This window comes from Streptomyces sp. NPDC051217 (assembly GCF_044455465.1).
Classification (GTDB): Bacteria; Actinomycetota; Actinomycetes; order Streptomycetales; family Streptomycetaceae; genus Streptomyces.
The window spans coordinates 137,102-159,419 of sequence record NZ_JBITEV010000001.1; the positions used below are offsets into that span (position 1 = coordinate 137,102).

Sequence of the window (22,318 nt, forward strand, 5' to 3'; positions counted from 1 at the left end):
ACGCCCGTCAGGCTTCGGCCGCCGCGTAGGTGACGAAGCTGGTCCAGGCGCCGGGGGCGAGGGCGAGTTGGGGGCCCTCGGTGACCTTGGAGTCGCGGACGTGGATGGTGGTGGGGCAGGCGGCGACCTCGACGCAGGAGTCGCCATCGCCGCTGCTGTAGGTGGACTTGTGCCAGGAGAGGGCTACTTCGACACAGTCGTCTCCGGAGCTTCCGCTGTAGCTGCTCTTGAACCAGGTCAGGTCTGTGGTGCTCATACCGCTCCTCGCATCTGCCGCAGCAGGCTCAGGGAGTCCACGAGGGAGAGAGCCTGTGAACGCATCCTGGCATATCGCATCTGGAGCATGCTGACCACTTTCGCGTCAGTGATGAGCTGTCCGCTTTCCTGTCCTTCGCAGTAGGCAAGCCAGCGGTTGTCCGGGTCTCCAGCAGCCGCATCGGGCCGTCCATGCCTGCGTGGTCAGCACAGACGAGCGGCATGATCTGGATCTCGATGTTCCGCAGTTCCGCGAGGGCGAGAGTGTTGTCGATCAGCTCGCGTGTAGCCTCCGGCCCGCCTGTACCGCGATGAAACAGGTGCTCTTCGAGGATGAAGCTGTACGAGGTGTTCGGCCGGTCCCGCAGCAGCGCCTGCCGTTCCTGTCGAGCCAGCAGGCGGGTCTCGATCTGATCGTCCCTCAAGGGAGGGAGCCGATTGACGAACAACTTCCGCGCATACGCCTCCGTCTGCAAAGCCCCGGAATCAACCGGCATTCGTACGTGTAGAGGCTCAGCGCCTCCGCCTCCAGCTTCGCCCACTGGCGGAACCACCGTGCCAGCCCCGGCTGCCGGGCCAGATGTCTCGCCGCACCCCGCAACGCGCCGAACGCGTCGAGGACTTCCTCCGCCCGCTCCACGAACTCCGGCGTCGGGAACCGGCGGCCCTGTTCGATGGAGGCCACCGTCGGTACCGAATACCGCACCCGAGGGGCGAACTCCTCCTGGGTCAGCCTCGCCCGTTTCCGAAACGCCTTGACCACCGCGCCGAACGCCTTAAGGCTGTCCGAGGTCTCCGGTTCCTCGCCACCCGTCACTCCTCCGCCCGTACCGCCCACACCGTCAGTCATACGGCTGCCTCCCGTGCGCACCTGTCCCTGGCCGGTCACCCACAACGCAGCAATGCTCACGGACAGTGACCCGCACTGTCTACCCTCCGTACTCGTACGCTGACCTGTTGTACGGGTTCGTGAGCTGGCTCAATCACCCCGCTGACCTCGACGTTGGTGCCATGAACGCACCCGTCACCCCCCAACAACTGGGCACCGTACGTCTGTTCACGCAGCGTTTCAGTTCCACGCCCCTCGGCGCCCGGCTCGCCCGCCACCTCGCTGTCCATCAACTGCACGCCTGGAACATCCCGTACGGCTCCGAGGTCTCGGAGGCCGCCGCGCTCGTCGTCGCCGAGCTGGCGGCCAACGCCGCGACCCATGGCCGAGTGCCCGGCCGGGACTTCGAGTTGGGGCTCCGGCTCGCGACGGCGCCGGACATCCTGCGGATCGAGGTGTCCGACACGCGTGGTGAGCGCCGGCCGCCGGGTCCGGGGCAGCTGCCGCCCGCCCCGCCGCTCGACGCGCGTACCGGGCGTGGGCTGCTGATCGTGGAGGCGCTGGCCAGTCGGTGGGAGGTGGTGGACCGGTGCGGGTGGGCAAGACCGTACGCGCGGAACTGGACCTTCCGCACTGAACGGACGTTCGGTCGCGGGGGCCTTGTGCGGTGTTGGCCTGTCCATGACGATGAAGCGCCGGTTCATCGTTTCGGAAGGGATTTTCCATGCCCGAGAAGTCCGCTGGAATGCCGCGTAGAAGAACCGTTCTCGCCTCGGCCGCCGTGACGGCCGCCGGGGTACCCCTGATCGCCTCCGCCGGACAGGCCGCCGCCGCGCCCGGCGGAAGCGGTCCGGGGCACGGCGGGGGCGCCGTCACCGCCCAGGCGCCCGACAGGGAATTGCGCAAGCTGCTCAAGGAGATCGACGCGGACCGTATCGAGGCGACCGTACGGCGGCTCGCCGCCTTCGGGACCCGGCACACACTGTCGGTCCAGGACGACCCCGAGCGCGGGATCGGCGCCGCGCGTGACTGGATCCTGGCCGAGATGAAGAAGTACGCGGCGGTGTCCGGCGGCCGGATGACCGCCGAACTCCAGTCGTACATCCAGGAGCCCGCGTCCCGCATCCCGGTGGCGACGCGCATCACCAACGTCGTCGCCACGCTTCGTGGTTCGGTCGATCCCGACCGCGTGTACGTCGTCGCCGGGCACTACGACTCGCGGGTCACCGACGTCATGGACGCGACCAGCGACTCGCCCGGCGCCGATGACGACGCGTCAGGTGTGGCGCTCGTGATGGAGCTGGCGCGGGTGATGGCGAAGCGGCGCCCGGCGGCGACGATCGTCTTCGCCGCAGTCGCCGGTGAGGAGCAGGGCCTCTACGGATCGGGGTACTCGGCCAAGCAGTTCAAGGCGGCGGGCGCCGATATCCAGGGCATGTTCACCAACGACATCATCGGCAGCTCGCGCGCCGACGACGGCACCAAAGACCCGTACACGGTGCGCCTTTTCACCGAGGGGGTGCCGTCGTCCGAGACCCCGCAACAGGCCAGCACCCGCCGCTCGGTGGGCGGCGAGAACGACTCGGCGACCCGGCAGCTCGCCCGCTTCGTCAGCGACGTGGGATCCAACGACGCGACGGGCATGAACGTCCGCGTGGTCTACCGGCGTGACCGTTATCTGCGCGGCGGCGACCACATCCCGTTCCTCGAACAGGGCTATCCGGCGGCCCGGTTCACCGAACCCGCCGAGGACTTCGCGCACCAGCACCAGGACGTACGCGTGGAGGGGGGCAAGCAGTACGGCGACCTGCCCGAGTTCTGCGACTTCGACTACATCGCTCGTGTGACGCGGGTGAACGGCGCGGTGCTGTGGACCCTGGCGCAGGCGCCGGGCACACCGCGCGAGGCGCGGATCGTCACGAGCAACCTCACCAACGACACCGAGCTGAAATGGGCGTTGGGCACGGAGCCGGACCTGGCGGGCTACGAGGTGGTGTGGCGCGAGACGACGGACTCCGAGTGGACCCATGTGATCAAGGTCGGCCTCACGACCACGCACACGGTGGACCTGTCCAAGGACAATGTCTTCTTCGGCGTACGGGCCGTCAACCGCGACGGTAAGCGCAGCCCGGTCGCCTTCCCGCTGCCGGGGAACTGAACCGACGGAACTGAACCGACCCAGTTCCTGTCCGGCGGATCTTCGCGGGCCCGGGACGTCTGGCACGGCGCCTCGCTTCGTTGCCGGACTCGGAGGCATCCGACGTAGTCCAGTACGAGAACGGGCCTCCACCTTGCGACGCACCGCACCAGACGCCCCAGGCAGATCCACGAAGATCCACGAAGATCCGCCGGACAGCCCTTGGCTCAGAGTCGTGCCGTTGACCGGATGCCCGGGAAGTCCGGTCGGAGCGGAGCCGAGCCCCGAGGCGCCAGATCTCCGCACGGAGTCCCCCCCCCACAGCCTCGGGCACCCCGCTCCTTCAATCAATCAAGGAATTCCGCCAGCGCAGAGAGGATCTCTTGCGGTCGTTCCTCGGCCAGGAAGTGGCCGCCGCCGGAGACTTCCACTGCCCGGAGGTCCGTCGTCCTGCTCTCGATCATGGGGATGATCAGCGGGGCGCTCTTTCCGGCAAGAAACAGCACGGGCATGGTCAATTTGGAGTACTGCTTGTCATCCACCATGTCCTGATGCCATGCCTGGTACCAGGCATTCCCTGCTCGGATGGCATCAGGGGTGTCGTATGCCGCGGCATAGGTGGCCCGGTCCAGCTCCGTGTAAGCATCGGGATCCCCGCCCGCGTAGTGATCGATGATCCAGTCGGATACTGCCCGGAAACGGCCGGACAGGATCTTCTCGGGCAGCTCCTTGATCATGTTCAAGGAGAGCCAGAATTGCACGAACTCCTCGCCGGCTCTTGGCAGCATGGGTATCTCATAGAGTCCCTCATTGGGACTGATGGTCTCCCACAAGGCCAACTTGTCTGTGGCCTCCGGGTGGTTCGCCGCGTAGCTGAAGGCCACCATGCCGCCGATGTCCTCACCGCACACATAGGCCTTCTCATAGCCAAGAGAACGTACCAGTTGGTAGATATCCTCAGCCATGTTCTTCTTGTCGTAGCCAGTCTGAGGTTTGTCGGACTGGCCCATGCCACGCAGGTCGACAGCCACAACGCGATAGCGTTCCGCGAGGTCGGGCATGAGCTTACGGAACTGCCACCAGGTACGAGGCCAGCCAGGCAGCAGCACGACCAGTTTCCCCTCCCCACCCGAGACATAGTGGAGTCGGGTGCCATTCACTTCTGCGTAGAAGTCCTCAAATCCATTGAGCATGACTCATCTTTCGTTGTGTGAGGTTATCGGAAATCCAGGCCGGAGCTGCCGTGCGCGGGGCCGAATTTATTGGTCCTCCGGCAACATGGTCACCTGGTACTGACGAACGGCCTCTTCGAGCTCGGCGTACTTCTCTGGTCCCCACTCTGCGGGTTCGCGACCGACCTGGGCCTCGTCCTGATAGTCCAGGAAGAATTGTTCATGCCCTCCAGGAGTAAACATGACAAGCATCTTCGCCGCATGGACCGAAATGTTCTTGAACCGGTGACGGGTGCCGCGAGGGATAAAAATGAAGTCGCCAGGCGTACCGATGAAGGTCTCCTCGCCGTTGAGGAATTCCAGCTCTCCGGAGAGTATGTAGAAAGCCTCATCCTCTGTGCCGTGCGCATGTGCCGTGGGGCCGCCACCCGACGGGACGGTTGCTTCGATAAGGCCGAGCCCGCCGTTCGTCTCGGCCGCTGTAGCCTTGATCGTATAGACGTCCCCGGAGGCTGTTCTGTGCGTTCCCTGGCCGCGCCTCACGAAAAGACCCGCACTGCGGGTCCATTGAGGATCATTGCGGTCAGGAACGGGTATCGAGAAACTCACAGTGATCACGGTCCTTGTCTCGACGCGGCGAATGCGTACTCACCGCTTCCGGTTGATCGGCGGAGTCGACAGCCGACGACGATGTCTCCCGGTGCGACCTCCACGTCGCCGAAGCGCACCGGACGGCCCGCACTGAGCCGAGCTTGCTTTCGCATCGCTCGCGGACCGCTGAACGCATACCGGACAGGGAATCCGTACTTTTGGATCTCGTCGGTGTCACGGATCGCGCCGTCAGTCACGAAACCCGCGAGGCCCCGACCGGCGGCCGTCGAGGCGCCAACCCCTCCGAACACGGTGAGCGGTTGTGCGATTATCGTGTCTCTCATCCACAGCCGGGACGGGTGCGAGCCCGCCCCAGGAAACAACCAGGGCGCTGGAAAGCACGAGACGATCCTCTTATTCGGGAAGCATCGTCAGGTTCTGTTGCTCGAACCACTCGTTCAGACCCTCCAGGGGCAGCGAGCCGAACGCATCGTCTCGGCTGGGGTCGAATGGCGGCGGCACCGGAACGCCTGGCTGTGGCTCCTCTCCGATCTCGATGAAACCGGTCTCGTGCCCGGCAGGCGTCAGGATGACCAGCATTGAGGCGTGGTGTAGGCCTATGTTGCGGTACCGGTGACGGGTGTTGCGGGGGATGAATACGAAGTCGCCGGGTCCGATCAGGGAAGTTTCGTCGCCGTTGAGGATTTCCAGTTCACCGGACTGCACGAAGAACGCCTCGTCTTCGTCGCCGTGCGCGTGGGCGATCGGGCCGCTGCCCGGCGGCACTGTCGCCTGTACGAACCCCAGGCTGCCGTTGCTCTGTTCCTTGGTGAGCTTCACAGTGAAGGTGTCACCCTGCATCCACTTCGTGACGCCTTCGTTCCGTCTCACGATGATGCCGCCGCGCCTGGTCCACCGGGGATCGTCGCCATCAGGCACCGGGATATCCATGTCGTGCTCACTCCTTCTCATAAACCTGTTGGGCGAGGGCACTTGACAGCCACCCGCACAACGGCCGCCAACGTGACCGGCCGGGGGGCCGGCAAGACATCAAGTCATGCCTGTTCGGCTGGGCATGCGAGTGCGAGCCTCGGCGGCAAGTCCCCGGCAGCGGCTCGACGTTGGCACCGAAGCTGAGCGGGCGTCCGCAGTCGTTCTTGGGTCCATGTTGTACGGGCCGCAGTTACCCAGCAAGTGCGTCATTAGTTACTTACTTCTTGTAAGTAGAAGAGTGCGCGGGCCCGCTGAATGGCCGCCAACTGCCTCTCGATCCCGGCCGGGACAACTGCCGAGGCTCCCAACCCCCCCATCGAACAGGCCGGTCGCTGTGGGAGCCGGAGTTCCTGACTGCGAGGAGCGCCGCGTCTCACCGGACTTGACCGAGGGTCGGGCGAGCGATTGCCCCATGGGCAAGCGACCCAGGCCGGTGTCCAGCCCGCAGGGTGAAGCGTTCACGAGAGGGGGCCTATGTCTTCCACGGCACCGTCACCGTCGCGGCGACAGGAGTACCGGGCGGGCGGTGGGGGTTCAGGTCGTCGTCGGCCGGAGCAGGTCCCACCGGTTGCCGTACAGGTCCTCGAAGACCGCCACCGTGCCGTACGGCTCGTGCCGGGGCTCCTCCAGGAAGCGCACACCCGCCGCCATCATCCGGGCGTGGTCCCGCGCGAAGTCGTCCGTGTGGAGGAAGAAGCCGACCCGGCCGCCGGTCTGCGCGCCGATGCTCGCCCGCTGGGCGTCGTCCGCCGCGCGGGCCAGCAGGAGCGCGCCGGCGCCGCCGTGCGGGCGTACGACGACCCAGCGGGAGCCGTCGCCCCGGTCGGTGTCCTCGATCAGCTCGAAGCCGAGGGATCCGGTGTAGAAGGCGATCACCTCGTCATAGTCGCGGACGACGAGGGTGACCAGGGCGATATGAGGCATGGCGGGAAAGTTATACGTATGACTGGCGGCCGGGCAAGCGGGCGGAACGGCCCGCGGGCCGGCGCCCGCCCGGATGGAACAATGCCGCCATGGACGCGCGGCAGCTCGACGCACTCACCAGCCGCTCCCGGCAGCTCGCCGCCACCGGCCGACGCCGGATCCTGGGCATCGCGGGCGCGCCGGGCGCGGGGAAGTCGACCCTCGCGGCGGACCTCGTCGCGGCACTCGGCGGGAGCGCCGTGCTCGTCCCCATGGACGGCTTCCACCTCGCCCAGGCCGAGCTGCACCGGCTCGGCCGCGCCGACCGCAAGGGCGCGCCCGACACCTTCGACGCCGTCGGCTACGCCGCGCTGCTCGCCCGGCTGCGGGCGCCCGCGCCGGGCGTCGTCGTGTACGCGCCCGCGTTCGACCGGGCGCTGGAGGAGGCCGTGGCGGGCAGCATCCCGGTCGGCCCGGACGTCCCGCTGGTCATCACCGAGGGCAACTACCTGCTGCACGACGACGGCGGGTGGGCGGCGGTGCGCGCGTTCATCGACGAGGCGTGGTTCCTGGAGCTCGACCCCACCGTGCGCGTACGGCGTCTGGTCGACCGGCATGTGCGCTTCGGCAAGGAGCGCGCCTACGCCGAGCGCTGGGTCAGGGACTCCGACGAGGCCAACGCGCGACTGGTCGCGCGGGGCAGGCACCGCGCGGACCTGGTGGTTCCGGTCACGGTCGGACCCGTCTGAGCCGTACCGGATGCCCCCGAACGGACATCGGCGGGCGTCGAGGGCCTACCATCGAACGTTCGACGCACTTGACGATCACAGGGGCAACGGGGACCGGGGCGCGAAGCCGAGCGCGATCATGGGGAGGCGGACGACGTGGGGTTGTTCAAGCGTGGGCCGAAACGAGACGGGCGCGAAATGCCTCGCGACCCGGAATTCACCTTCTTCTCGACCGACGAGGCCGCACTTTTCCGCAGCCAGGTGCGTGAGGCGTTCGCCGAGCGTGGCCTGGAGGTCACCGTCTACTCGGACCTGGTGACCGACAGCGCGGGGCGCCAGTTCGGGCTCTCCAACCTCGCCGCCGTGTGTCACAACGACGACCGCGGCGCCCGCGTCTGGGGCGAACTCGTCCGGCAGCACGCCGGAATGGTGCTGCGGACGATGGACGGCCCCTCGGCCCTCGACACCCTGTCGCCCACGCAGATCCGGGCCCAGCTCTACCCACGGGTGATCAGCGGCGACAGCCTCGACGCGCAGGCCTTCGCGTACGCGCGCTCCGTCGCGCCCGGACTGTACGAGATCCTCGCGCTGGACCTCCCGGAGAGCGTCATGATGCTCACCGACGAGGCGCTGGAACCGCTGGGCCCGCTGCACGAGTTGCGGGCCCAGGCCCTCGGCAATCTGCGCCAACTGCCCGTCGAGGGGCGGGAGACGGTCAAGGACCCGGGGGGAATGCGGTTCGAGGTCGTCATGGGCGACTCGTTCTACACCGCGAGCCGCGTCCTGGCGCTGGACAGCCTCGTACGCCAGGTCACCGGGCAGCAACTCGGCCCGGACGGTGCGCTGGTGGCGTTCCCGTTCCGCCACCAGCTCGCGTTCCACGTCATACGTGACTCCAGCCTCATCCCGTCGCTGAACGCGATGGCGTCGTTCGCCGCGTCCGGATTCGAGGACACGCCGGGCGCGATCAGCCCGTACGTCTACTGGTGGCGCGAGGGCACACTGACCCAGCTCAGCGACAAGGACGAGGGGAACACCGAGGCGGGCGGGCTGCGCATAGTGGTCGGCGACGACTTCCAGGAGCTGCTGGAGCGACTGGTCTCACCGTCGGGGCCGGACCAGCCGGACGTTACGTAGGGTCTGGAGCATGAACACCGAGCAGACGGAGCGGACGGCCACCGCCTGGCAGCGGTTGACCGAATGGCTCCGTGTGCACGCCCCCACCTCGCACGCGTCAATTCTCCCCCGGCCACCGAGGCCGGAATCGAGGAGGCGGAAGGCCACCTCCGGCGTAGCCGCGGGTACGGCTTCCCGCCCGAGCTGACCGCCCTGTGGGCGATGGCGGGCGGGGTGCGGCAGGTCGACATCGACGAGTACGACGAAGAGGGCGAGGTGGCCACCGGGCGGTTCCTGCCGCACGGGCTCCTGCTCACCCCTTCCCAGTCGATCCGGCCGCGGCCGGCCGGGCTCGACCCCCGGGGCAAGGACTACTGGGAAGGCGCGCGGTGGGCCGCCCCCTTCGGCAACTACCGCGAAGCGGCCGGCACCGGCTTGTACCTGTCGGCCGCCGGGCTCGGTAAGTGGAGAAGCTACGAGGGCGTGTTCATGGAGGAGCCCCTGTATCCGTCGATCGCCGCCTACCTGGAAGCCGTCAACGGAACGCTCGCCGATGGCCCGGCCGACCGGATGGGACCCGAGACGCCCGGCATCGTGCACGGCTGCCTCAGCCGGCAGGACCCGCGGGACCCCGGGCTGGACGAGACGTTCGCCGACTCGCGGCCCGTGCACTAGGCCCTGTCCGGCGGAAGGTACCGGCGCCCGAAGGTCCCCCGTACCAAAAGAGGTTGGGCCCCTCCCCGGCACGGGAAGGGGCCCAACCGTCCTTCACCGCGGCCGGTTCACGGCTTCGTCATCGTGCGGACCAGCTCGGCCTTCGAGGTGTCGCATGCCCTGAACCAGGCGTTGCCCGGATCCAGGAAAGAAGCCTCGCTGTCCAGGAGCCGCATCTTGTTCGCGAAATCACCGAACGGCCGCATCGATCCCTCCTCGACCTGGCTCGGAGCCCTCAGCTGAAGTGCGACAGCACGTTGTACGGATACGGCAGCGGGCGCGCGCTCGCCTCGTCCAGACGGGCCGTCTGACTGGCCGTCAACTCCCAGCCCACGGCGCCCAGATTGTCCTTGAGCTGGTCCAGGGTCCGCGCCCCGATGATCGGTGCCGTGACGCCCGGCCGGTCCAGCAGCCAGCGCAGTGCCACCTGGGAGGGCGTGCGTTCCGTCTCGGTGGCGACCGCCTGGACGGTCTCCACGACCCGCCAGGTCTCCTCGTTGTCCCGCGCCCGCCAACTCTCGCCGTCGCCGTGGGACTCGCGGCTGCCGGCCGGGACCGACGTCATGCCGCGCTGGTACTTGCCCGTGAGCCAGCCGCCCTGGAGCGGGCTGTACGGAATGACGCCCACTCCCGCCGCCTCGCTCTGCGGCAGCAGCTCCCACTCCACCTCGCGCGCGAGGAGGTTGTAGATCGGCTGGAGGCAGACGTACCGCTCCCAGCCCCGCCGGTCGGCGACATCGAGCGCCCGCTGGAGCTGGCCGGGCGAGACGTTGCTCGCGCCCAGGTAACGGACCTTGCCCGACTTGACGAGGGTGTCGAGCGTGCCGAGGGTCTCCTCGATCGGTGTCCCGACGTCCCAGACATGCGTCTGGTAGAGATCGATGTAGTCGGTGCCGAGACGCCGCAGGCTCGCCTCCACCGACGCGATGATGTGCTTGCGGCCCAGGCCCCACTCGTTGGGCCCCTCGCCCATCGGGAGGGCCACCTTCGTCGCGATGACGAGCCCGTCGCGGTCGCGTCCCTTCAGCCAGCCGCCGAGTACTTCCTCCGAGACGCCCCGGCCGTACGCGTCGGCCGTGTCCAGGAAGGTGCCGCCGGCCTCCGTGAAGGTGTCCAGTATGCGGTGCGCGCCGGCCTCGTCGTCCTTCACGAAGGTCATGGTGCCGAGACAGAGTTCGCTGACGCGGAGCCCTGTCCTACCGAGAGTTCGCTGCTTCATGGTGGAGACGCTAAGCGTTCGAGCGCACACGCGTACGCCTGGTTTCACTCACCGCTGATTCCGCGACTCGCTGATTCCGCCGATTTCCCTTCCTCCGGCGGCTGTTCAGCCGCCCGCGAGCACCGCGCACGATTCGGGCGGCAGCCGCAGCACCCCGTCGGCGCCGGGCGTCTCCACCGGCTCCCACGCCGTCAGCACCTGGCCGCTCCGGCCACCCAGCGGGATCTCGGCAGGGCTCGCGGACAGGTTCAGGGCCACTCGTACATCGCCGCGCCGGTACGCGAGCCAGCGCGCGCCCTCGTCGTACGCCACCTTCACGGTCGCCAGATCAGGGTCCGAAAGGTCCGGATGGCTGTGGCGCAGGGCGATCAGGTCGCGGTGCCAGGCCAGCAGGCGCGCGTGCGGCTCGCGGGCCGCCTCCGTCCTGTCCAGGCACGAGCGGTCGCGCGTCGCCGGGTCCTGCGGGTCGGGAATGGACTCGGCCGCCCAGCCGTGCGCCGCGAACTCCCGCCGCCTGCCATTGCGTACCGCCTCCGCCAGCTCCGGGTCCTGGTGGTCGGTGAAGAACTGCCAGGGCGTACGGGCACCCCATTCCTCGCCCATGAAGAGCATCGGCGTGAACGGGCCGGTGAGTACGAGCGCGGCGGCGCACGCCAGCAGACCGGGGGAGAGGGCCGCCGACAGCCGGTCGCCGAGCGCGCGGTTGCCGATCTGGTCGTGGGTCTGGGCGTAGCCGAGGAAGCGGTACGAGGAGGTCCTGGCGGGATCGAGAGGGCGGCCGTGCGTGCGGCCCCGGAAACTCGAATACGTACCGTCGTGGAAGAAGGCACGCGTCAGGGTCTTGGCCACCGCGGCGAGCGGCTCGGCCGCGAAGTCCGCGTAGTAGCCCTGCGATTCGCCGGTGAGTGCGGCGTGCAGGGCGTGATGGAAGTCGTCGTTCCACTGGGCGTGCAGCCCGATACCGCCCTGCGGGCGCGGAGTTGTCGTACGAGGATCCCCCAGATCGGACTCGGCGATCAGGAACAGCGGCCGGGCCAGCTCCGCCGAGAGCCCGTCGACGGCGGTGGACAGCTCCTCCAGGAACGTCAGCGCGCGCGTGTCGGCGAGCGCGTGCACCGCGTCGAGACGCAGTCCGTCGAAGCGGTAGTCCCGAAGCCAGGCGAGCGCGCTCCGAAGCAGATACGCGCGGACCTCGTCCGAGCCGGGGGCGTCGAGGTTGACCGCCGACCCCCAGGGGGTGTGGTGGGTGTCGGTGAAGTAAGGGCCGTACTGGGGCAGGTAGTTGCCGGACGGGCCGAGGTGGTTGTGCACGACGTCGAGCACGACGCCCAGACCCAGCTCGTGCGCCGTGTCGACAAAACGCTTCAGCGCCTCGGGCCCGCCGTACGGCTCGTGCACCGCCCACAGCGACACACCCTCGTACCCCCAGCCGTGCGTCCCCGGGAAGGGGCACACGGGCATCAGCTCGATGTGCGTGATGCCGAGCGCGGCCAGCGGGGCGAGCTGGGCCGCCGCGGCGTCCAGGGTGCCCTCGTCGGTGAAGGTGCCGACGTGCAGCTCGTAGAGGACGGCGCCCGGGAGCGGACGGCCGTGCCACGGCGTGGACCATTCGTACGAGGCATGGTCGACGACCGCGCTGAGCCCGTCGGGTCCGTCCGGCTGGCGGCGGGAGCGGGGATCGGGCAGCACGGGGCCACCGTCCAGCGCGAAGCCGTAGCGCGTGCCGTCGGCCGCGGGGGCGTCGGCGGTCCACCAGCCGTCGCGCAGCGGGTCGCGGGCCATGGCGTGATCGGCGGTGGCACCGTCGCCTGTGGCCCGGCCGGCCGGCTCGCCGATCCGGAGCGTGACATGGTCCTGCGCTTGCGGTGCCCAGACCTCGAACTGCACAGTCGTCCCCCTCTGTCGTCGGCACTCTTCACCCACATGGTGACAAGAGGGCAGGCGGGAGGCCTGGTGATCGCGTCGATTCGGTGAACGCGTCACCCCGGGGGGTTGCGGTCAGGTCCCGGTCACACGAGATTGACGCGCTCCTGGACGACCGGGTAGCCGGCGCGCGCGAAATGCGCGGCCATCGGGAAGTTCCCCTGGTCCGTCGCGGCGGCGATGAACGCCGCCCCGGCCTCTGCCAGCACGTGCGTGCACTCGACCAGCAGGTCGTACGCGTACCCGTGCCCGCGCTGCTCCGGTACGACCCCGATGAACGCGACGCACGGCCCGGACGGGTTGTGCGCGGGCACCTGGAGGCCGACAAGCTCACCGGCCGCGTCGTACGCCAGCTGCCACCACTCGCGGGGCGACGGGCACCAGCGGAAGAAGTCCAGCTCCTCCTGGGCGGCCCGGTCCAGACCCGACTCGTCCGCCGTGCGCCGCGCGTGCGCGTCGAGAGTGACCGAGTGGACGCGGCGCAGCACGTCGAAGATCACGTCGTCGTCGGGCTCGGGGCGGAACTCCAGCCGCCCCGGCCGCTCCGGCAGCCCGAGACCGGGCGTCCACCGGTACTGGAAGCGCTCGACCAGCGGCTTCATCCCGGCGGCCCGCGCTGTCTCCGTCCGGGACGTGACGGCCGCGTGGGCCGGCGGGTCCTCGCGCCAGCCGGCGGGCGCGATGAGTTCGTACTCGACGTTCCACGGCGCGCGGCGCAGCAGTTCGGCGCCGGCCTCCTCCTCGCCCTCGGCGATGTCGAGCCAGTTGAGCAACAGCGGCTCCGGGTCCTCGGGCCCGCCCCACCAGGCGGCGCGGGCGACCACGACGCCGTCGCGCAGCGCCACCCAACTCCACTCGGGCCGGTAGTCGCCGCCCTCGGCGACGGTGCGGTACTCGACTCCGCTCAGCGCACGCCCCACGAGCCCCGGGTCGGGCAGCGAACGGAACAACGCGGCTTCGGAGTCGGTGAGTTGACGGAAGACCGGATCGGTCATGAGATGTGCCTCCAGGAAGGGGCGCCCACCGTAAAGGACCGGCCGGGGAACGGGCGAATCAATTTCGCCACCGCTTCTCGGCCTGAACAGGCCCCTTCTGGACACGCCAAGGACTCGGCCCGACAATCAGTCGTGTGACGTCCTCGTTCGAGTTCCACACGTATCCCGCGCGGCTCTCCGACGCCGAGCGCGACCGTGTGCTCGCCGTCCTCAGAGATGGGATGGCGCAGGGCAGGCTGTCGCACGACACCTTCATACGCCGGATGGATCTGGCGCTGGCCGCGCGCAGGTCCGACGAGCTGGAAGTGCTCACGGCCGACCTGGACACAGACGGCCGCTGGGCGCGCCGGCTGTTCGGCGCGGTGGGGCGGGCGTCCGCGTTCTCCGCGCGGCTGCGCAGGGCCTGGCAGGTCGAGCGGCTGCCGAAGCTGCTGATGCCCGACCCGGGCCCCACCCCACTGCGTATCGGCCGCGATCCGATGAACGGGCTGCGGCTCAGCGACGACACCGTCTCCCGGCTCCACGCGGAGCTGGGTATGCAGGGCGGGCGGTGGATCCTTCGGGATCTCGGGTCGACCAACGGCACGACGGTCAACGGGCGCCGGGTGACGGGGACCGTGGTGGTGCGCGACGGGGACATGGTGAGCTTCGGCGCGCTGAGCTTCCGACTCGCGGCGCACTGAACGGCGGCCGGGGCGGAGACCTTCCCTCAACTCTGGTGCGGTCCGCGCCCGGCCAGCGTCAGGAACGTCTCGCCGACCGCTTCCGACAGCGTGGGGTGGGCGTGGATGTGCCGGGCCACTCGCGGACCGCGCCTGGGTCCGGTGTGCGATGGAACCGCTGGTCGAGGGCCGCGAGTTCCTGGACTGGGCGTGCGGCGCGGCCGGTTTCGTGCCGCGTACGGCCGTCCGTACGGAGCACACGACGACGGCGGTCCGCATGGCGGCGGCGGGCGTGGGCCTGGTGACGGCGCCGTCCATGTGGTGCGGGGCGCGGTGGGCGAGGACTGTGTGATCGTCCGGGTGGACGACACGAGGCGCCGCCCGCTGACGGTCTTCTCGCGGGCGCCGTTGGTGGGGGCGGCGTCGGCGTTCGTGGAGCTGCTGAGGGCCGGGCGGACGGCGCGGGGCCAGGGCGTGTGGTGAAAGTGGCGTCGTCCCCCCCACGGGGCGGGGCTCACGGGGGCTGGTGCGTGCGATCGCGAGGGGGAGGATCGGCGTGGTGGATGGACCGGGCGTACTCGGGCGACTGAAGACAACGCGGCGGGCGCGCGTGCCGGGCGCCGTGAGCCGGACGGGACTTCCACCACACGCCCTGGGGGCAACTTACGCCGGGGGGCCGGTGGTCTGACGCGGGAGGGATCGCGAACAAGGGGGAGCCGACGGGGCGACGACTCCCTCGCCCTGCGCGCGCTCGGGACACTGCTGGAGGACGTCGGGGCGATGGGGCTGATCGCCCGGTTCCGGGAGTTCGGGCTGGCGTCGTCGGACGTCGACGTGCGGGAGCTGATCATCGAGGACTACCCGGAGGACGAGTTCCCCTCTCCCACGCCGCCGACGCGTAGGGGTCGCCCGGCGGCGCTACTCGCGGCGCGACAGGAGCGCCACCGGGCCGGCCGACAGCAGTTCCGTCAGGGAGATCGGCCCGCCGGGGAACTCCCGGTCCGGGGACAGCGCGTCCGTCCAGCGCCCCGCCGGGAGTTCCAGCACCGTGCCCGACCAGCCGCCCGACGCCGCCAGGCGCAGGGACAGCCTCGTCACCACCGAGATGACCTCGCCGGAGCGGGAGAACGCCGTGCAGTGGTCCGCCGCCGGACCCGTCGCACTCAAGGGCGTGTACGTGGACGACTCCGCGAAGGCGTGGGGGCGTTCGCGGCGCAGCCGCAGAGCCGCCACCGTGAGCACCGTCTTCTCGTCGGGCGGGCCGGTACGGAAACGCTCGCGGTTGTCCGGGTCGACCAGGGCCAGATACTCCCGCTCGGTCCGCTGGTAGATGTCGGGCACGCCCGGCATCGTGAGATGGACCAGCGCCGCCCCGAGCGTGTTCGCCCTCGCGTGCGGGGCGAGTTCACGGGCGAGGCGGGCCACCGCCTCGCGCGGCCGGCCGGCCGGGCCCGCCGCCACGAAGTCCCGTACCGCCTGTTCGTACACCGGATCCGGCTCGGTCCAGCTGGTGTGCAGCCCCGCCTCCCGTACGGACTTGAGCAGCGCGGGCTCCATCCGGGCGCCGTCCGGGGGCGCCTCCGACGGGGTGAAGCCGATGGCCGTCTGCCAGGCCTGCCAGGCCAGTTGGGCGTCCGGCGCGGGAACCCCCGCCAACTGCCGCAGCAGCGCGTCCCACCGTTCGGGGCACTCCGACAGGACGGCGATCCTGGCCCTTACGTCCGCGCTGCGCTTGGTGTCGTGCGTGGTCAGTACGGTGCCGGTGGCCGGCCAGTCGCGGGCGAGGCGCGCGCAGTAGCCGTGGAAGCGCTCCGGGCTCACCGCGGGCCGCCCCGGATCGCCGCCGACCTCGTTGGCGGAGAGCAGCGGCACATGGCGGTAGAACGCCGTGTCCTCCACGGCCTTGGCGCGCAGCGCGGACGAGGTCTGGGCGAAACGCGCGCAGAAGGCCGCCCGGTCCGGGCCCCCGCCGAGCCTGCCGAGCGCCAGCTCCCGTACGACGTCGACGGCCGCCGCCTCCTCCGGCACGGCGAACGCCGCCTTCGCCTGCCGCGCCGCCTCCTGGGAAACCGCCGCCTCGTCGGACTCCCGGCAGGGCCCGCCCGCGACCGTGTAGGGCCGGTAGACGGGCACCCGTACCAGCAGCTCCCGGATCGCCGTCCGCAGCGCCCATGGCGCGTGGTCGCGCAACGCGACGTCCCTCGCGCAGATCCGCTCCGCGATCCGGGCCAGCGCCGAGGTCTCGGCGGCCAGTTCGTCGATGACGACCTTGTACATCGCGCGCCGCACGGTCGCTTCCCAGTAGCCGCCCCGGTCACCCGCGGGCCCGGTGAAGTCCCGGAAACGGTGCGCCAGTTCGTCGGCGCCGACCGGGTCGGTGAACAGACCGTCGATGTGGTGCAGGGCGTCGTATCCCGTCGTCCCGGCCACCGGCCAGTTCGCGGGCAGCTGCTCGTCACCGGTGAGGATCTTCTCCACCACCGTCCAACAGGCGCCTCCCGTGGCCTCGTTGAGCCGCCGCAGATACTCCTCCGGGTCGGCGAGACCGTCCGGATGGTCGACACGCAGACCGTCGACGACCCCGTCCCGTACGAGTTCGAGGATCTTGGCGTGGGTCGCGGCGAAGACCTCCGGGTCCTCCACCCGTACCCCGATCAGCTCGGAAATGGTGAAGAAGCGGCGGTAGTTGAGCTCGGTGCGGCCCAGCCGCCACCACGCGGGCCGGTAGTGCTGGGCGTCCAGGAGCGCGGGCAGCGGCAGCTCCTCCGTACCGGCGGCGAGCGGGAAACGCAGGTCGCCGTGGTGCAACATGCCGTCCGCGACGCGCAGTTCGCCGAGTTCACCGCCCACCGGCCCCGGCAGCACGGGCAGCAGCAGCTTCCCGTCGCCCGCCTCCCAGTCGATGTCGAACCACCGGGCGTACGGGGACGCCGGGCCCTCCCGCAGCACCTCCCACAGGGCCTTGTTCTCCGACGGCGCGGTCGCCATGTGGTTGGGCACGATGTCGAGAACGATCCCGAGCCCGTACTCGTGTGCCCGGTGGGCCAGCTGCCGCAGCCCCTCCTCGCCTCCCAGCTCGGCGCGCACGCGCGAGTGGTCGACGACGTCGTATCCGTGTGTCGAGCCCGGCACGGCCTCAAGCACCGGCGAAAGATGCAGATGCGAGACCCCGAGCGCGGCCACGTACGGCACCGCCTTGGCGGCGGTCGCGAAGGGGAAGTCCGGCTGGAGCTGAAGCCGGTAGGTGGCAGAGGGCGTCATGCGAACGTACGTACCCCGCTCAGCGGCTTCTGTGTCATCCGGTCATGCATTCGGCAGCCGACGGGCCACGGGAGCGGCCACGACACGTGCGACATCGTGCCAGACCGGACCGGGCGGGGCGGGACCGGGGCACGGAAGGACCGGTACGTGTGCCCGTACCCCGCCCCGGTCCCGCCGCACCCGCCCCGGTCCATCCGTGCCGCGCCCCTCCTACACAGACCGCATCAGCACCGTCATGCTGCGGCCGATCATGGTGATCCGCTCGCCCGCGTCCACCTTCGGGCCGTCGCCCGGCGGCACACCCTCCGGGCGCGACGTGTCCACGACGATCCGCCACTGGCTGCCGTGATCCACGGGCACGGCGAATTCCAGCGTCTCCGCGCTCGCGTTGAACATCAGCAGGAACGAGTCGTCGGAGATCCGCTCGCCGCGCGGCCCCGGCTCCGAGATGGCCTGTCCGTTCAGGAAGACCGACATGGCCTTCGCGTCGGTCGCCTGCCAGTCGCCCTGGATCATCTCTTCACCCTCAGGGGTGAACCAGGAGATGTCCGACAGCTCGTCGTGCGTCCCCTCCACCGGCCGGCCGTGGAAGAACCGCCGCCGCCGGAACACCGGGTGGTCGCGCCGCAGCCAGACCATCGTCTGGGTGAAGGCGAGCAGGCCCTTGTTCGTCTCGTCGCCCTTCTCGGGCCAGTGCACCCAGGCGACCTCGTTGTCCTGGCAGTACGCGTTGTTGTTGCCGCCCTGCGTACGGCCGAACTCGTCGCCGTGGCTGAGCATCGGCACGCCCTGGGACAGCATCAGCGTCGCGATGAAGTTGCGTACCTGACGGTCGCGCAGCTCCCGCACCTCCGGGTCGTCGGTCTCTCCCTCCACCCCGCAGTTCCAGGAGCGGTTGTGGCTCTCGCCGTCCCTGTTGCCCTCGCCGTTCGCCTCGTTGTGCTTGTCGTTGTAGGCGACCAGGTCGTGCAGGGTGAAGCCGTCGTGGCAGGTGGTGAAGTTGATGGAGGCCAGCGGGCGCCGCCCGTCGTCCTGGTACAGGTCGGAGGAGCCCGTGAGCCGGGACGCGAACTCCGCCAGGGTGCGCGGCTCGCCCCGCCACAGGTCGCGGACCGTGTCGCGGTACTTGCCGTTCCACTCGGTCCACAGCGGCGGGAAGTTCCCCACCTGGTAGCCGCCCTCGCCCACGTCCCACGGCTCGGCGATCAGCTTCACCTGACTGACCACCGGGTCCTGCTGGACCAGGTCGAAGAACGACGACAGCCGGTCCACCTCGTGGAACTGGCGGGCCAGCGTGGCGGCGAGGTCGAAGCGGAAGCCGTCGACATGCATCTCCTCCACCCAGTACCGCAGCGAGTCCATGATCAGCTGGAGCACGTGCGGACTGCGCATCAGGAGCGAGTTCCCGGTGCCGGTGGTGTCCGTGTAGTAGCGGGGGTTGTCGGCGCCCAGGCGGTAGTAGGAGGCGTTGTCGAGGCCCCTGAAGGAGAGCGTCGGGCCCAGATGGTTGCCCTCGGCCGTGTGGTTGTAGACGACATCGAGGATGACTTCGATGCCCGCCTCGTGCAGCGCCTTCACCGCCTGCTTGAACTCCAGCACCTGCTCGCCCCGGTCTCCCCAGGAGGCGTAGGTGTTGTGCGGGGCGAAGAAGCCGATGGTGTTGTAGCCCCAGTAGTTGTTGAGGCCGGCGTCCACCAGCCGGTGGTCGTTGACGAACTGATGCACCGGCATCAGTTCGAGCGCGGTGACTCCGAGCTCGGTGAGGTGTTCGATCACCGCCGGATGGGCGAGCCCCGCGTACGTACCGCGCAGCTCATCGGGCAGCTCCGGGTGCAGCATCGTCAGGCCCTTCACATGGGCCTCGTAGATGACGGTGCGGTGGTAGTCGGTGCGCGGGCGGCGGTCGTCGCCCCAGTCGAAGTACGGGTTGACCACGACGGCCGTCATCGTGTGCGGCGCCGAGTCCATGTCGTTGCGCGAGTCCGGCTTGCCGAAGTGGTAGCCGTACACCGACTCGTTCCAGTCGATGCTCCCGCTGATCGCGCGGGCGTACGGGTCCAGGAGCAGCTTCGCCGAGTTGCAGCGCTGCCCGTTCTCGGGCGCGTACGGCCCGTGGACCCGGAAGCCGTACCGCTGGCCGGGCATGATCCCCGGCAAGTAGGCATGCCGGACGAAGGCGTCTGTCTCGCGGAGCTCCACCGCCGTTTCTGAACCGTCGTCGTGCAGGAGGCACAACTCGATCCGGTGCGCGGCCTCTGAGTAGACCGCGAAGTTGGTTCCGGCGCCGTCGTACGTGGCGCCGAGGGGATACGTCTGTCCCGGCCAGACCTGCATAGATATGACTCTTCCACTTCTGATCCGGGTGCTGGGGCTTTCTTCGATCAGATACTCCCCGAAAGAGGCTCAACCTCCTAGGAGGCCCGTTCGGAAGCCGGGCCGGAAGCAGTCGAACGAACCGGTGGGTCAACTTCGGGTTCCATGGGCACCACCCCGTTGCCGGACCGTGTCCTGGCGTGGCATATGGCCGGATTCAGACCATACGCCGTCCCTCGTCCGACCCCCTGTCACCAGGCCCAATCCCTATGAATCATCCCACTCCGGCCGAGATCGGCACACAGAACGCCCGGTCGCGCCATGGGAGTTGAGAAACGAGCCTGCGCATCCGGCTGCACCTCCTCCCCTTTGCGCAGTACCCTTCCTTGATCGTTGAAAGGGGAGGGAAGGCGGTGCGCGGGTGAGCTCGGGAGGGCTGGAGCTACCCCCAGGTGACCCAGGTCACGAGGGGGTTTCCGGCGACATCCCGCCCGGAGCGGTCTCCCTCGCACGGCCGATGGAGATCGGGGCGGAACTGGACTGGGGCCCGGAGGCCTGGACCGAGGTGCGTACGCGCGCCCAGCGGGCCGGCCGGGCCTATATCTGGCTGAATCTGGTCGAACAGCGGCTGCGTGCCGTCGTCTCGGCGATCCTCAAGCCCATCTACGAGCCGGTGCACGGCGACGACTGGGTGGTCGCCGCCGCCGGACCGGCGGGCCAGGAGTGGGTCCAGCGCGCCGTCGCCGTCCGCGAGGTCTCCCGCCGCAAGGGCTATCTGCTCGACCCGGCCGACGACAACGTCCTCAGCTTCCTCACACTCCCGCAGCTGCGCGAGCTGATGGTGCAGCACTGGCCGGGCTTCCAGCCGTACTTCGACGACCGCCGCGACGTGGAGCTGGCCCTGGACGAGCTGGAGGTCGCCCGTAACGTCGTCTCCCGCAACCGGGCCCTGTCCGAGGCCGTGCTCGCGCAGGCCGAGCGGGCGTCGGCGCGGCTGCTGGAGATCCTGGGCAGCGGGACGGCCGTGCCGTCCGCCGAACGGCTCAGGGTGGACGCCGTGGAGGACCTGGTCGGCGACCGGTACGCGGACGTGGTCTCCGTCCACCCCGACCGGGTCCGCCTCCAGCGGCAGATCCCCGCCGAAGACCTCTTCGGCGGCGCCCGGCGCCTCGACGCGGTCGGGATAGGCCTGAACCTCCTCGTCCAGAACTTCTCCGGCCGGCGCCTCGTCCGGCTCGCCGAGTCCGGCTGCCGGATACGGCTGCTCTTCCTCAACCCGGCCAGCAGCTCGGTCAAGCGCCGCGAGCGCGAACTGGGCCTCAAGAAGGGCGAGCTGAGCCGCTCCGTGGAGATGAACATCCTTCATATGCGCCGGGTGCGCTCCCGGCTCAGGGACCCGGACGCCTTCGAGATCCATGTCTTCGACGAGACCCCCCGCTTCACCGCGTACCTGGTCGACGGGGACGGCCCGGACGGGCTCGCGGTCGTGCAGTCGTACCTGAGACGGGCGCGCGGCATGGAGGCGCCGGTGCTCGTGCTGCGGGGCGCCGGGCGTGATGTGGTGCGGGTCGGCCAGGACGCGGAGCACGGGCTGTTCCAGACGTACCGCGAGGAGTTCGAGTCGGTGTGGGCCGACTCGCGCCCGGTCTCCTGACGCCGCTCGCACGCGGCTGACGTGCTGAAGCCGCGTCACGGCTCCGCCCGGCGTTGTCAGTGCCGCGTGCGAAGGTGAATGTCGAACGGGGAGAAGCGTGAGGGAGGACCGGGATGGGCTGGCACGGGGAGCCGTTGGTCGGATTCGATCTGGAGACGACCGGTACGGAGCCGCTGGAGGCGCGCATCGTGACCGCGGCGGTGATCGCGGTACGGGACGGAGTGGTGGAGGAGCGGCGGGACTGGCTCGCCGATCCGGGCATCCGTATCCCGGAGCAGGCGTCCGCGATCCACGGGGTCACCAGCGAGCGGGCCTCGGCGGAGGGGCGGCCCGCGCGTGAGGTGGCGGACGAGATCGCGGCGGCGCTGACGGGGTACTGGACACGGGGCGTGCCGGTCGTGGCGTACAACGCGTCGTTCGATCTGACCCTGCTCGCGGCGGAGTTGGCGCGGCACGGGCTGCCGTCGCTGAACGACCGGGTGGGCGGCGGACCGATCGGCCCGGTGATCGATCCGTACACGATCGACCGCGCCGTCGACAAGTACCGCCGGGGCAAGCGGAATCTGGAGGCGGTCTGCACCGAGTACGGGGTGGTGCTGGACAGCGCGCACAACGCGGGCGCGGACGCGCTGGCCGCGGTGCGGGTGGCGACGGCGATAGCGGGCCGCCACCGCCAGGTCGCGTCCCTGACGGCGGCGGCGCTGCACGAGCAGCAGATCGCCTGGTACGCGGAGTGGGCGGCCGACTTCCAGAGCTTCCTGCGCCGCAAGGGCAACGCGGACGCGGTGGTGGACGCGGACTGGCCGCTGCGCGAACTGGTGCCGGCGGCGGGCTGAGCGCCGAAGCAGCCCGC

At 69.7% G+C, this 22,318-nt stretch carries 19 protein-coding genes and 3 pseudogenes; 9 read left to right on the forward strand and 13 right to left on the reverse strand.

Going from position 1 to position 22,318, the window contains the following annotated elements:
- Window positions 1-7: 7 nt before the first annotated feature.
- Both ACIBBB_RS00690 and ACIBBB_RS00695 read right to left on the reverse strand, forming a co-directional pair.
- A complete protein-coding gene (locus ACIBBB_RS00690) occupies window positions 8-256 on the reverse strand; it encodes a DUF397 domain-containing protein (protein ID WP_398977278.1) in 249 nt (82 codons plus the stop codon).
- Window positions 253-1,105 (reverse strand): annotated as a pseudogene (locus tag ACIBBB_RS00695) (helix-turn-helix domain-containing protein). The gene ACIBBB_RS00690 and the pseudogene ACIBBB_RS00695 overlap by 4 nt, the downstream one beginning before the upstream one ends.
- 161 nt (window positions 1,106-1,266) lie before the next feature.
- Between ACIBBB_RS00695 and ACIBBB_RS00700 the strand changes: the two are divergent.
- Both ACIBBB_RS00700 and ACIBBB_RS00705 read left to right on the forward strand, forming a co-directional pair.
- Window positions 1,267-1,721: pseudogene (locus ACIBBB_RS00700) on the forward strand (ATP-binding protein).
- Window positions 1,722-1,829: 108 nt separating this feature from the next.
- Complete coding sequence (locus ACIBBB_RS00705; protein ID WP_398978747.1) at window positions 1,830-3,242, forward strand: M28 family peptidase; 1,413 nt, start codon at window positions 1,830-1,832, stop codon at window positions 3,240-3,242.
- Window positions 3,243-3,568: 326 nt separating this feature from the next.
- Here the strand turns inward: ACIBBB_RS00705 and ACIBBB_RS00710 are convergent, their stop codons facing one another.
- From ACIBBB_RS00710 to ACIBBB_RS00730, 5 genes are all read right to left on the reverse strand, one after another.
- A complete protein-coding gene (locus tag ACIBBB_RS00710; RefSeq protein ID WP_398977280.1) occupies window positions 3,569-4,414 on the reverse strand; it encodes an alpha/beta fold hydrolase in 846 nt (281 codons plus the stop codon).
- A gap of 66 nt (window positions 4,415-4,480) precedes the next feature.
- Window positions 4,481-5,002, reverse strand: coding sequence for a cupin domain-containing protein (locus ACIBBB_RS00715; RefSeq protein ID WP_398977282.1), 522 nt, complete (start codon window positions 5,000-5,002; stop codon window positions 4,481-4,483).
- A gap of 5 nt (window positions 5,003-5,007) precedes the next feature.
- Window positions 5,008-5,328, reverse strand: coding sequence for an RraA family protein (locus tag ACIBBB_RS00720; RefSeq protein ID WP_398977284.1), 321 nt, complete (start codon window positions 5,326-5,328; stop codon window positions 5,008-5,010).
- Window positions 5,329-5,398: 70 nt separating this feature from the next.
- Entirely contained in the window at window positions 5,399-5,935 is a 537-nt protein-coding gene (locus tag ACIBBB_RS00725) for a cupin domain-containing protein (protein ID WP_398977286.1), read from the reverse strand.
- A gap of 576 nt (window positions 5,936-6,511) precedes the next feature.
- Window positions 6,512-6,901 carry a VOC family protein gene (locus ACIBBB_RS00730; RefSeq protein ID WP_398977287.1) on the reverse strand — a complete coding sequence of 130 codons (390 nt, stop codon included), beginning with the start codon at window positions 6,899-6,901 and terminating at the stop codon, window positions 6,512-6,514.
- 89 nt (window positions 6,902-6,990) lie between these two features.
- Between ACIBBB_RS00730 and ACIBBB_RS00735 the strand changes: the two genes are divergently transcribed.
- The 3 genes from ACIBBB_RS00735 (at window position 6,991) to ACIBBB_RS00745 (ending at window position 9,399) form a co-directional block, all read left to right on the forward strand.
- Window positions 6,991-7,629, forward strand: coding sequence for a nucleoside/nucleotide kinase family protein (locus tag ACIBBB_RS00735; protein ID WP_398977289.1), 639 nt, complete (start codon window positions 6,991-6,993; stop codon window positions 7,627-7,629).
- A gap of 135 nt (window positions 7,630-7,764) precedes the next feature.
- Complete coding sequence (locus tag ACIBBB_RS00740) at window positions 7,765-8,745, forward strand: hypothetical protein (RefSeq protein ID WP_398977291.1); 981 nt, start codon at window positions 7,765-7,767, stop codon at window positions 8,743-8,745.
- Between the two features lie 63 nt (window positions 8,746-8,808).
- Window positions 8,809-9,399 (forward strand): hypothetical protein, encoded by a 591-nt coding sequence (locus tag ACIBBB_RS00745; protein WP_398977293.1) that lies wholly within the window; start codon window positions 8,809-8,811, stop codon window positions 9,397-9,399.
- Window positions 9,400-9,506: 107 nt separating this feature from the next.
- Here ACIBBB_RS00745 and ACIBBB_RS00750 read toward each other — a convergent pair whose 3' ends face one another.
- From ACIBBB_RS00750 to ACIBBB_RS00765, 4 genes are all read right to left on the reverse strand, one after another.
- Complete coding sequence (locus tag ACIBBB_RS00750) at window positions 9,507-9,644, reverse strand: hypothetical protein (protein ID WP_398977295.1); 138 nt, start codon at window positions 9,642-9,644, stop codon at window positions 9,507-9,509.
- 29 nt (window positions 9,645-9,673) lie between these two features.
- Window positions 9,674-10,657, reverse strand: coding sequence for an aldo/keto reductase (locus ACIBBB_RS00755; RefSeq protein WP_398977297.1), 984 nt, complete (start codon window positions 10,655-10,657; stop codon window positions 9,674-9,676).
- A 105-nt stretch (window positions 10,658-10,762) separates the two neighbouring features.
- A complete protein-coding gene (gene treZ / locus ACIBBB_RS00760) occupies window positions 10,763-12,544 on the reverse strand; it encodes a malto-oligosyltrehalose trehalohydrolase (RefSeq protein ID WP_398977299.1) in 1,782 nt (593 codons plus the stop codon).
- Between the two features lie 122 nt (window positions 12,545-12,666).
- Window positions 12,667-13,575: a GNAT family N-acetyltransferase gene (locus ACIBBB_RS00765; protein ID WP_398977301.1), complete on the reverse strand. Its 909-nt coding sequence runs from the start codon at window positions 13,573-13,575 to the stop codon at window positions 12,667-12,669.
- Window positions 13,576-13,709: 134 nt separating this feature from the next.
- Between ACIBBB_RS00765 and ACIBBB_RS00770 the strand changes: the two genes are divergently transcribed.
- Together ACIBBB_RS00770 and ACIBBB_RS00775 are read left to right on the forward strand one after the other, a co-directional pair.
- Window positions 13,710-14,258, forward strand: coding sequence for a DUF1707 and FHA domain-containing protein (locus ACIBBB_RS00770; protein WP_398977303.1), 549 nt, complete (start codon window positions 13,710-13,712; stop codon window positions 14,256-14,258).
- 118 nt (window positions 14,259-14,376) lie between these two features.
- A pseudogene (locus ACIBBB_RS00775) lies at window positions 14,377-14,720 on the forward strand (LysR family transcriptional regulator substrate-binding protein); the annotation flags it as partial.
- A gap of 435 nt (window positions 14,721-15,155) precedes the next feature.
- Here ACIBBB_RS00775 and treY read toward each other — a convergent pair.
- Together treY and glgX are read right to left on the reverse strand one after the other, a co-directional pair.
- Entirely contained in the window at window positions 15,156-17,498 is a 2,343-nt protein-coding gene (gene treY, locus ACIBBB_RS00780; RefSeq protein ID WP_398977305.1) for a malto-oligosyltrehalose synthase, read from the reverse strand.
- A gap of 210 nt (window positions 17,499-17,708) precedes the next feature.
- Window positions 17,709-19,832, reverse strand: a complete 2,124-nt coding sequence (gene glgX, locus ACIBBB_RS00785; protein WP_398977307.1) for a glycogen debranching protein GlgX — start codon at window positions 19,830-19,832, stop codon at window positions 17,709-17,711.
- Window positions 19,833-20,232: 400 nt separating this feature from the next.
- Between glgX and ACIBBB_RS00790 the strand changes: the two genes are divergently transcribed.
- Together ACIBBB_RS00790 and ACIBBB_RS00795 are read left to right on the forward strand one after the other, a co-directional pair.
- The gene (locus ACIBBB_RS00790; RefSeq protein WP_398977309.1) at window positions 20,233-21,465 is read left to right on the forward strand and encodes an SAV2148 family HEPN domain-containing protein; all 1,233 of its coding nucleotides are present in this window, start codon (window positions 20,233-20,235) and stop codon (window positions 21,463-21,465) included.
- Between the two features lie 113 nt (window positions 21,466-21,578).
- A complete protein-coding gene (locus ACIBBB_RS00795; RefSeq protein WP_398977311.1) occupies window positions 21,579-22,301 on the forward strand; it encodes a 3'-5' exonuclease in 723 nt (240 codons plus the stop codon).
- The last annotated feature ends 17 nt before the right edge of the window (window positions 22,302-22,318 follow it).

Coding starts and splice junctions, on each gene's coding strand:
- ACIBBB_RS00725 (WP_398977286.1), bottom strand. CDS start 5,935: ATGGATATCCCGGTGCCTGATGGCGACGATCCCCGGTGGACCAGGCGC.
- ACIBBB_RS00795 (WP_398977311.1), top strand. CDS start 21,579: ATGGGCTGGCACGGGGAGCCGTTGGTCGGATTCGATCTGGAGACGACC.
- glgX (WP_398977307.1), bottom strand. CDS start 19,832: ATGCAGGTCTGGCCGGGACAGACGTATCCCCTCGGCGCCACGTACGAC.
- ACIBBB_RS00720 (WP_398977284.1), bottom strand. CDS start 5,328: ATGAGAGACACGATAATCGCACAACCGCTCACCGTGTTCGGAGGGGTT.
- ACIBBB_RS00745 (WP_398977293.1), top strand. CDS start 8,809: ATGGCTCCGTGTGCACGCCCCCACCTCGCACGCGTCAATTCTCCCCCG.
- ACIBBB_RS00690 (WP_398977278.1), bottom strand. CDS start 256: ATGAGCACCACAGACCTGACCTGGTTCAAGAGCAGCTACAGCGGAAGC.
- ACIBBB_RS00765 (WP_398977301.1), bottom strand. CDS start 13,575: ATGACCGATCCGGTCTTCCGTCAACTCACCGACTCCGAAGCCGCGTTG.
- ACIBBB_RS00705 (WP_398978747.1), top strand. CDS start 1,830: ATGCCGCGTAGAAGAACCGTTCTCGCCTCGGCCGCCGTGACGGCCGCC.
- treY (WP_398977305.1), bottom strand. CDS start 17,498: ATGACGCCCTCTGCCACCTACCGGCTTCAGCTCCAGCCGGACTTCCCC.
- ACIBBB_RS00735 (WP_398977289.1), top strand. CDS start 6,991: ATGGACGCGCGGCAGCTCGACGCACTCACCAGCCGCTCCCGGCAGCTC.
- ACIBBB_RS00755 (WP_398977297.1), bottom strand. CDS start 10,657: ATGAAGCAGCGAACTCTCGGTAGGACAGGGCTCCGCGTCAGCGAACTC.
- ACIBBB_RS00750 (WP_398977295.1), bottom strand. CDS start 9,644: ATGCGGCCGTTCGGTGATTTCGCGAACAAGATGCGGCTCCTGGACAGC.
- ACIBBB_RS00730 (WP_398977287.1), bottom strand. CDS start 6,901: ATGCCTCATATCGCCCTGGTCACCCTCGTCGTCCGCGACTATGACGAG.
- ACIBBB_RS00710 (WP_398977280.1), bottom strand. CDS start 4,414: ATGCTCAATGGATTTGAGGACTTCTACGCAGAAGTGAATGGCACCCGA.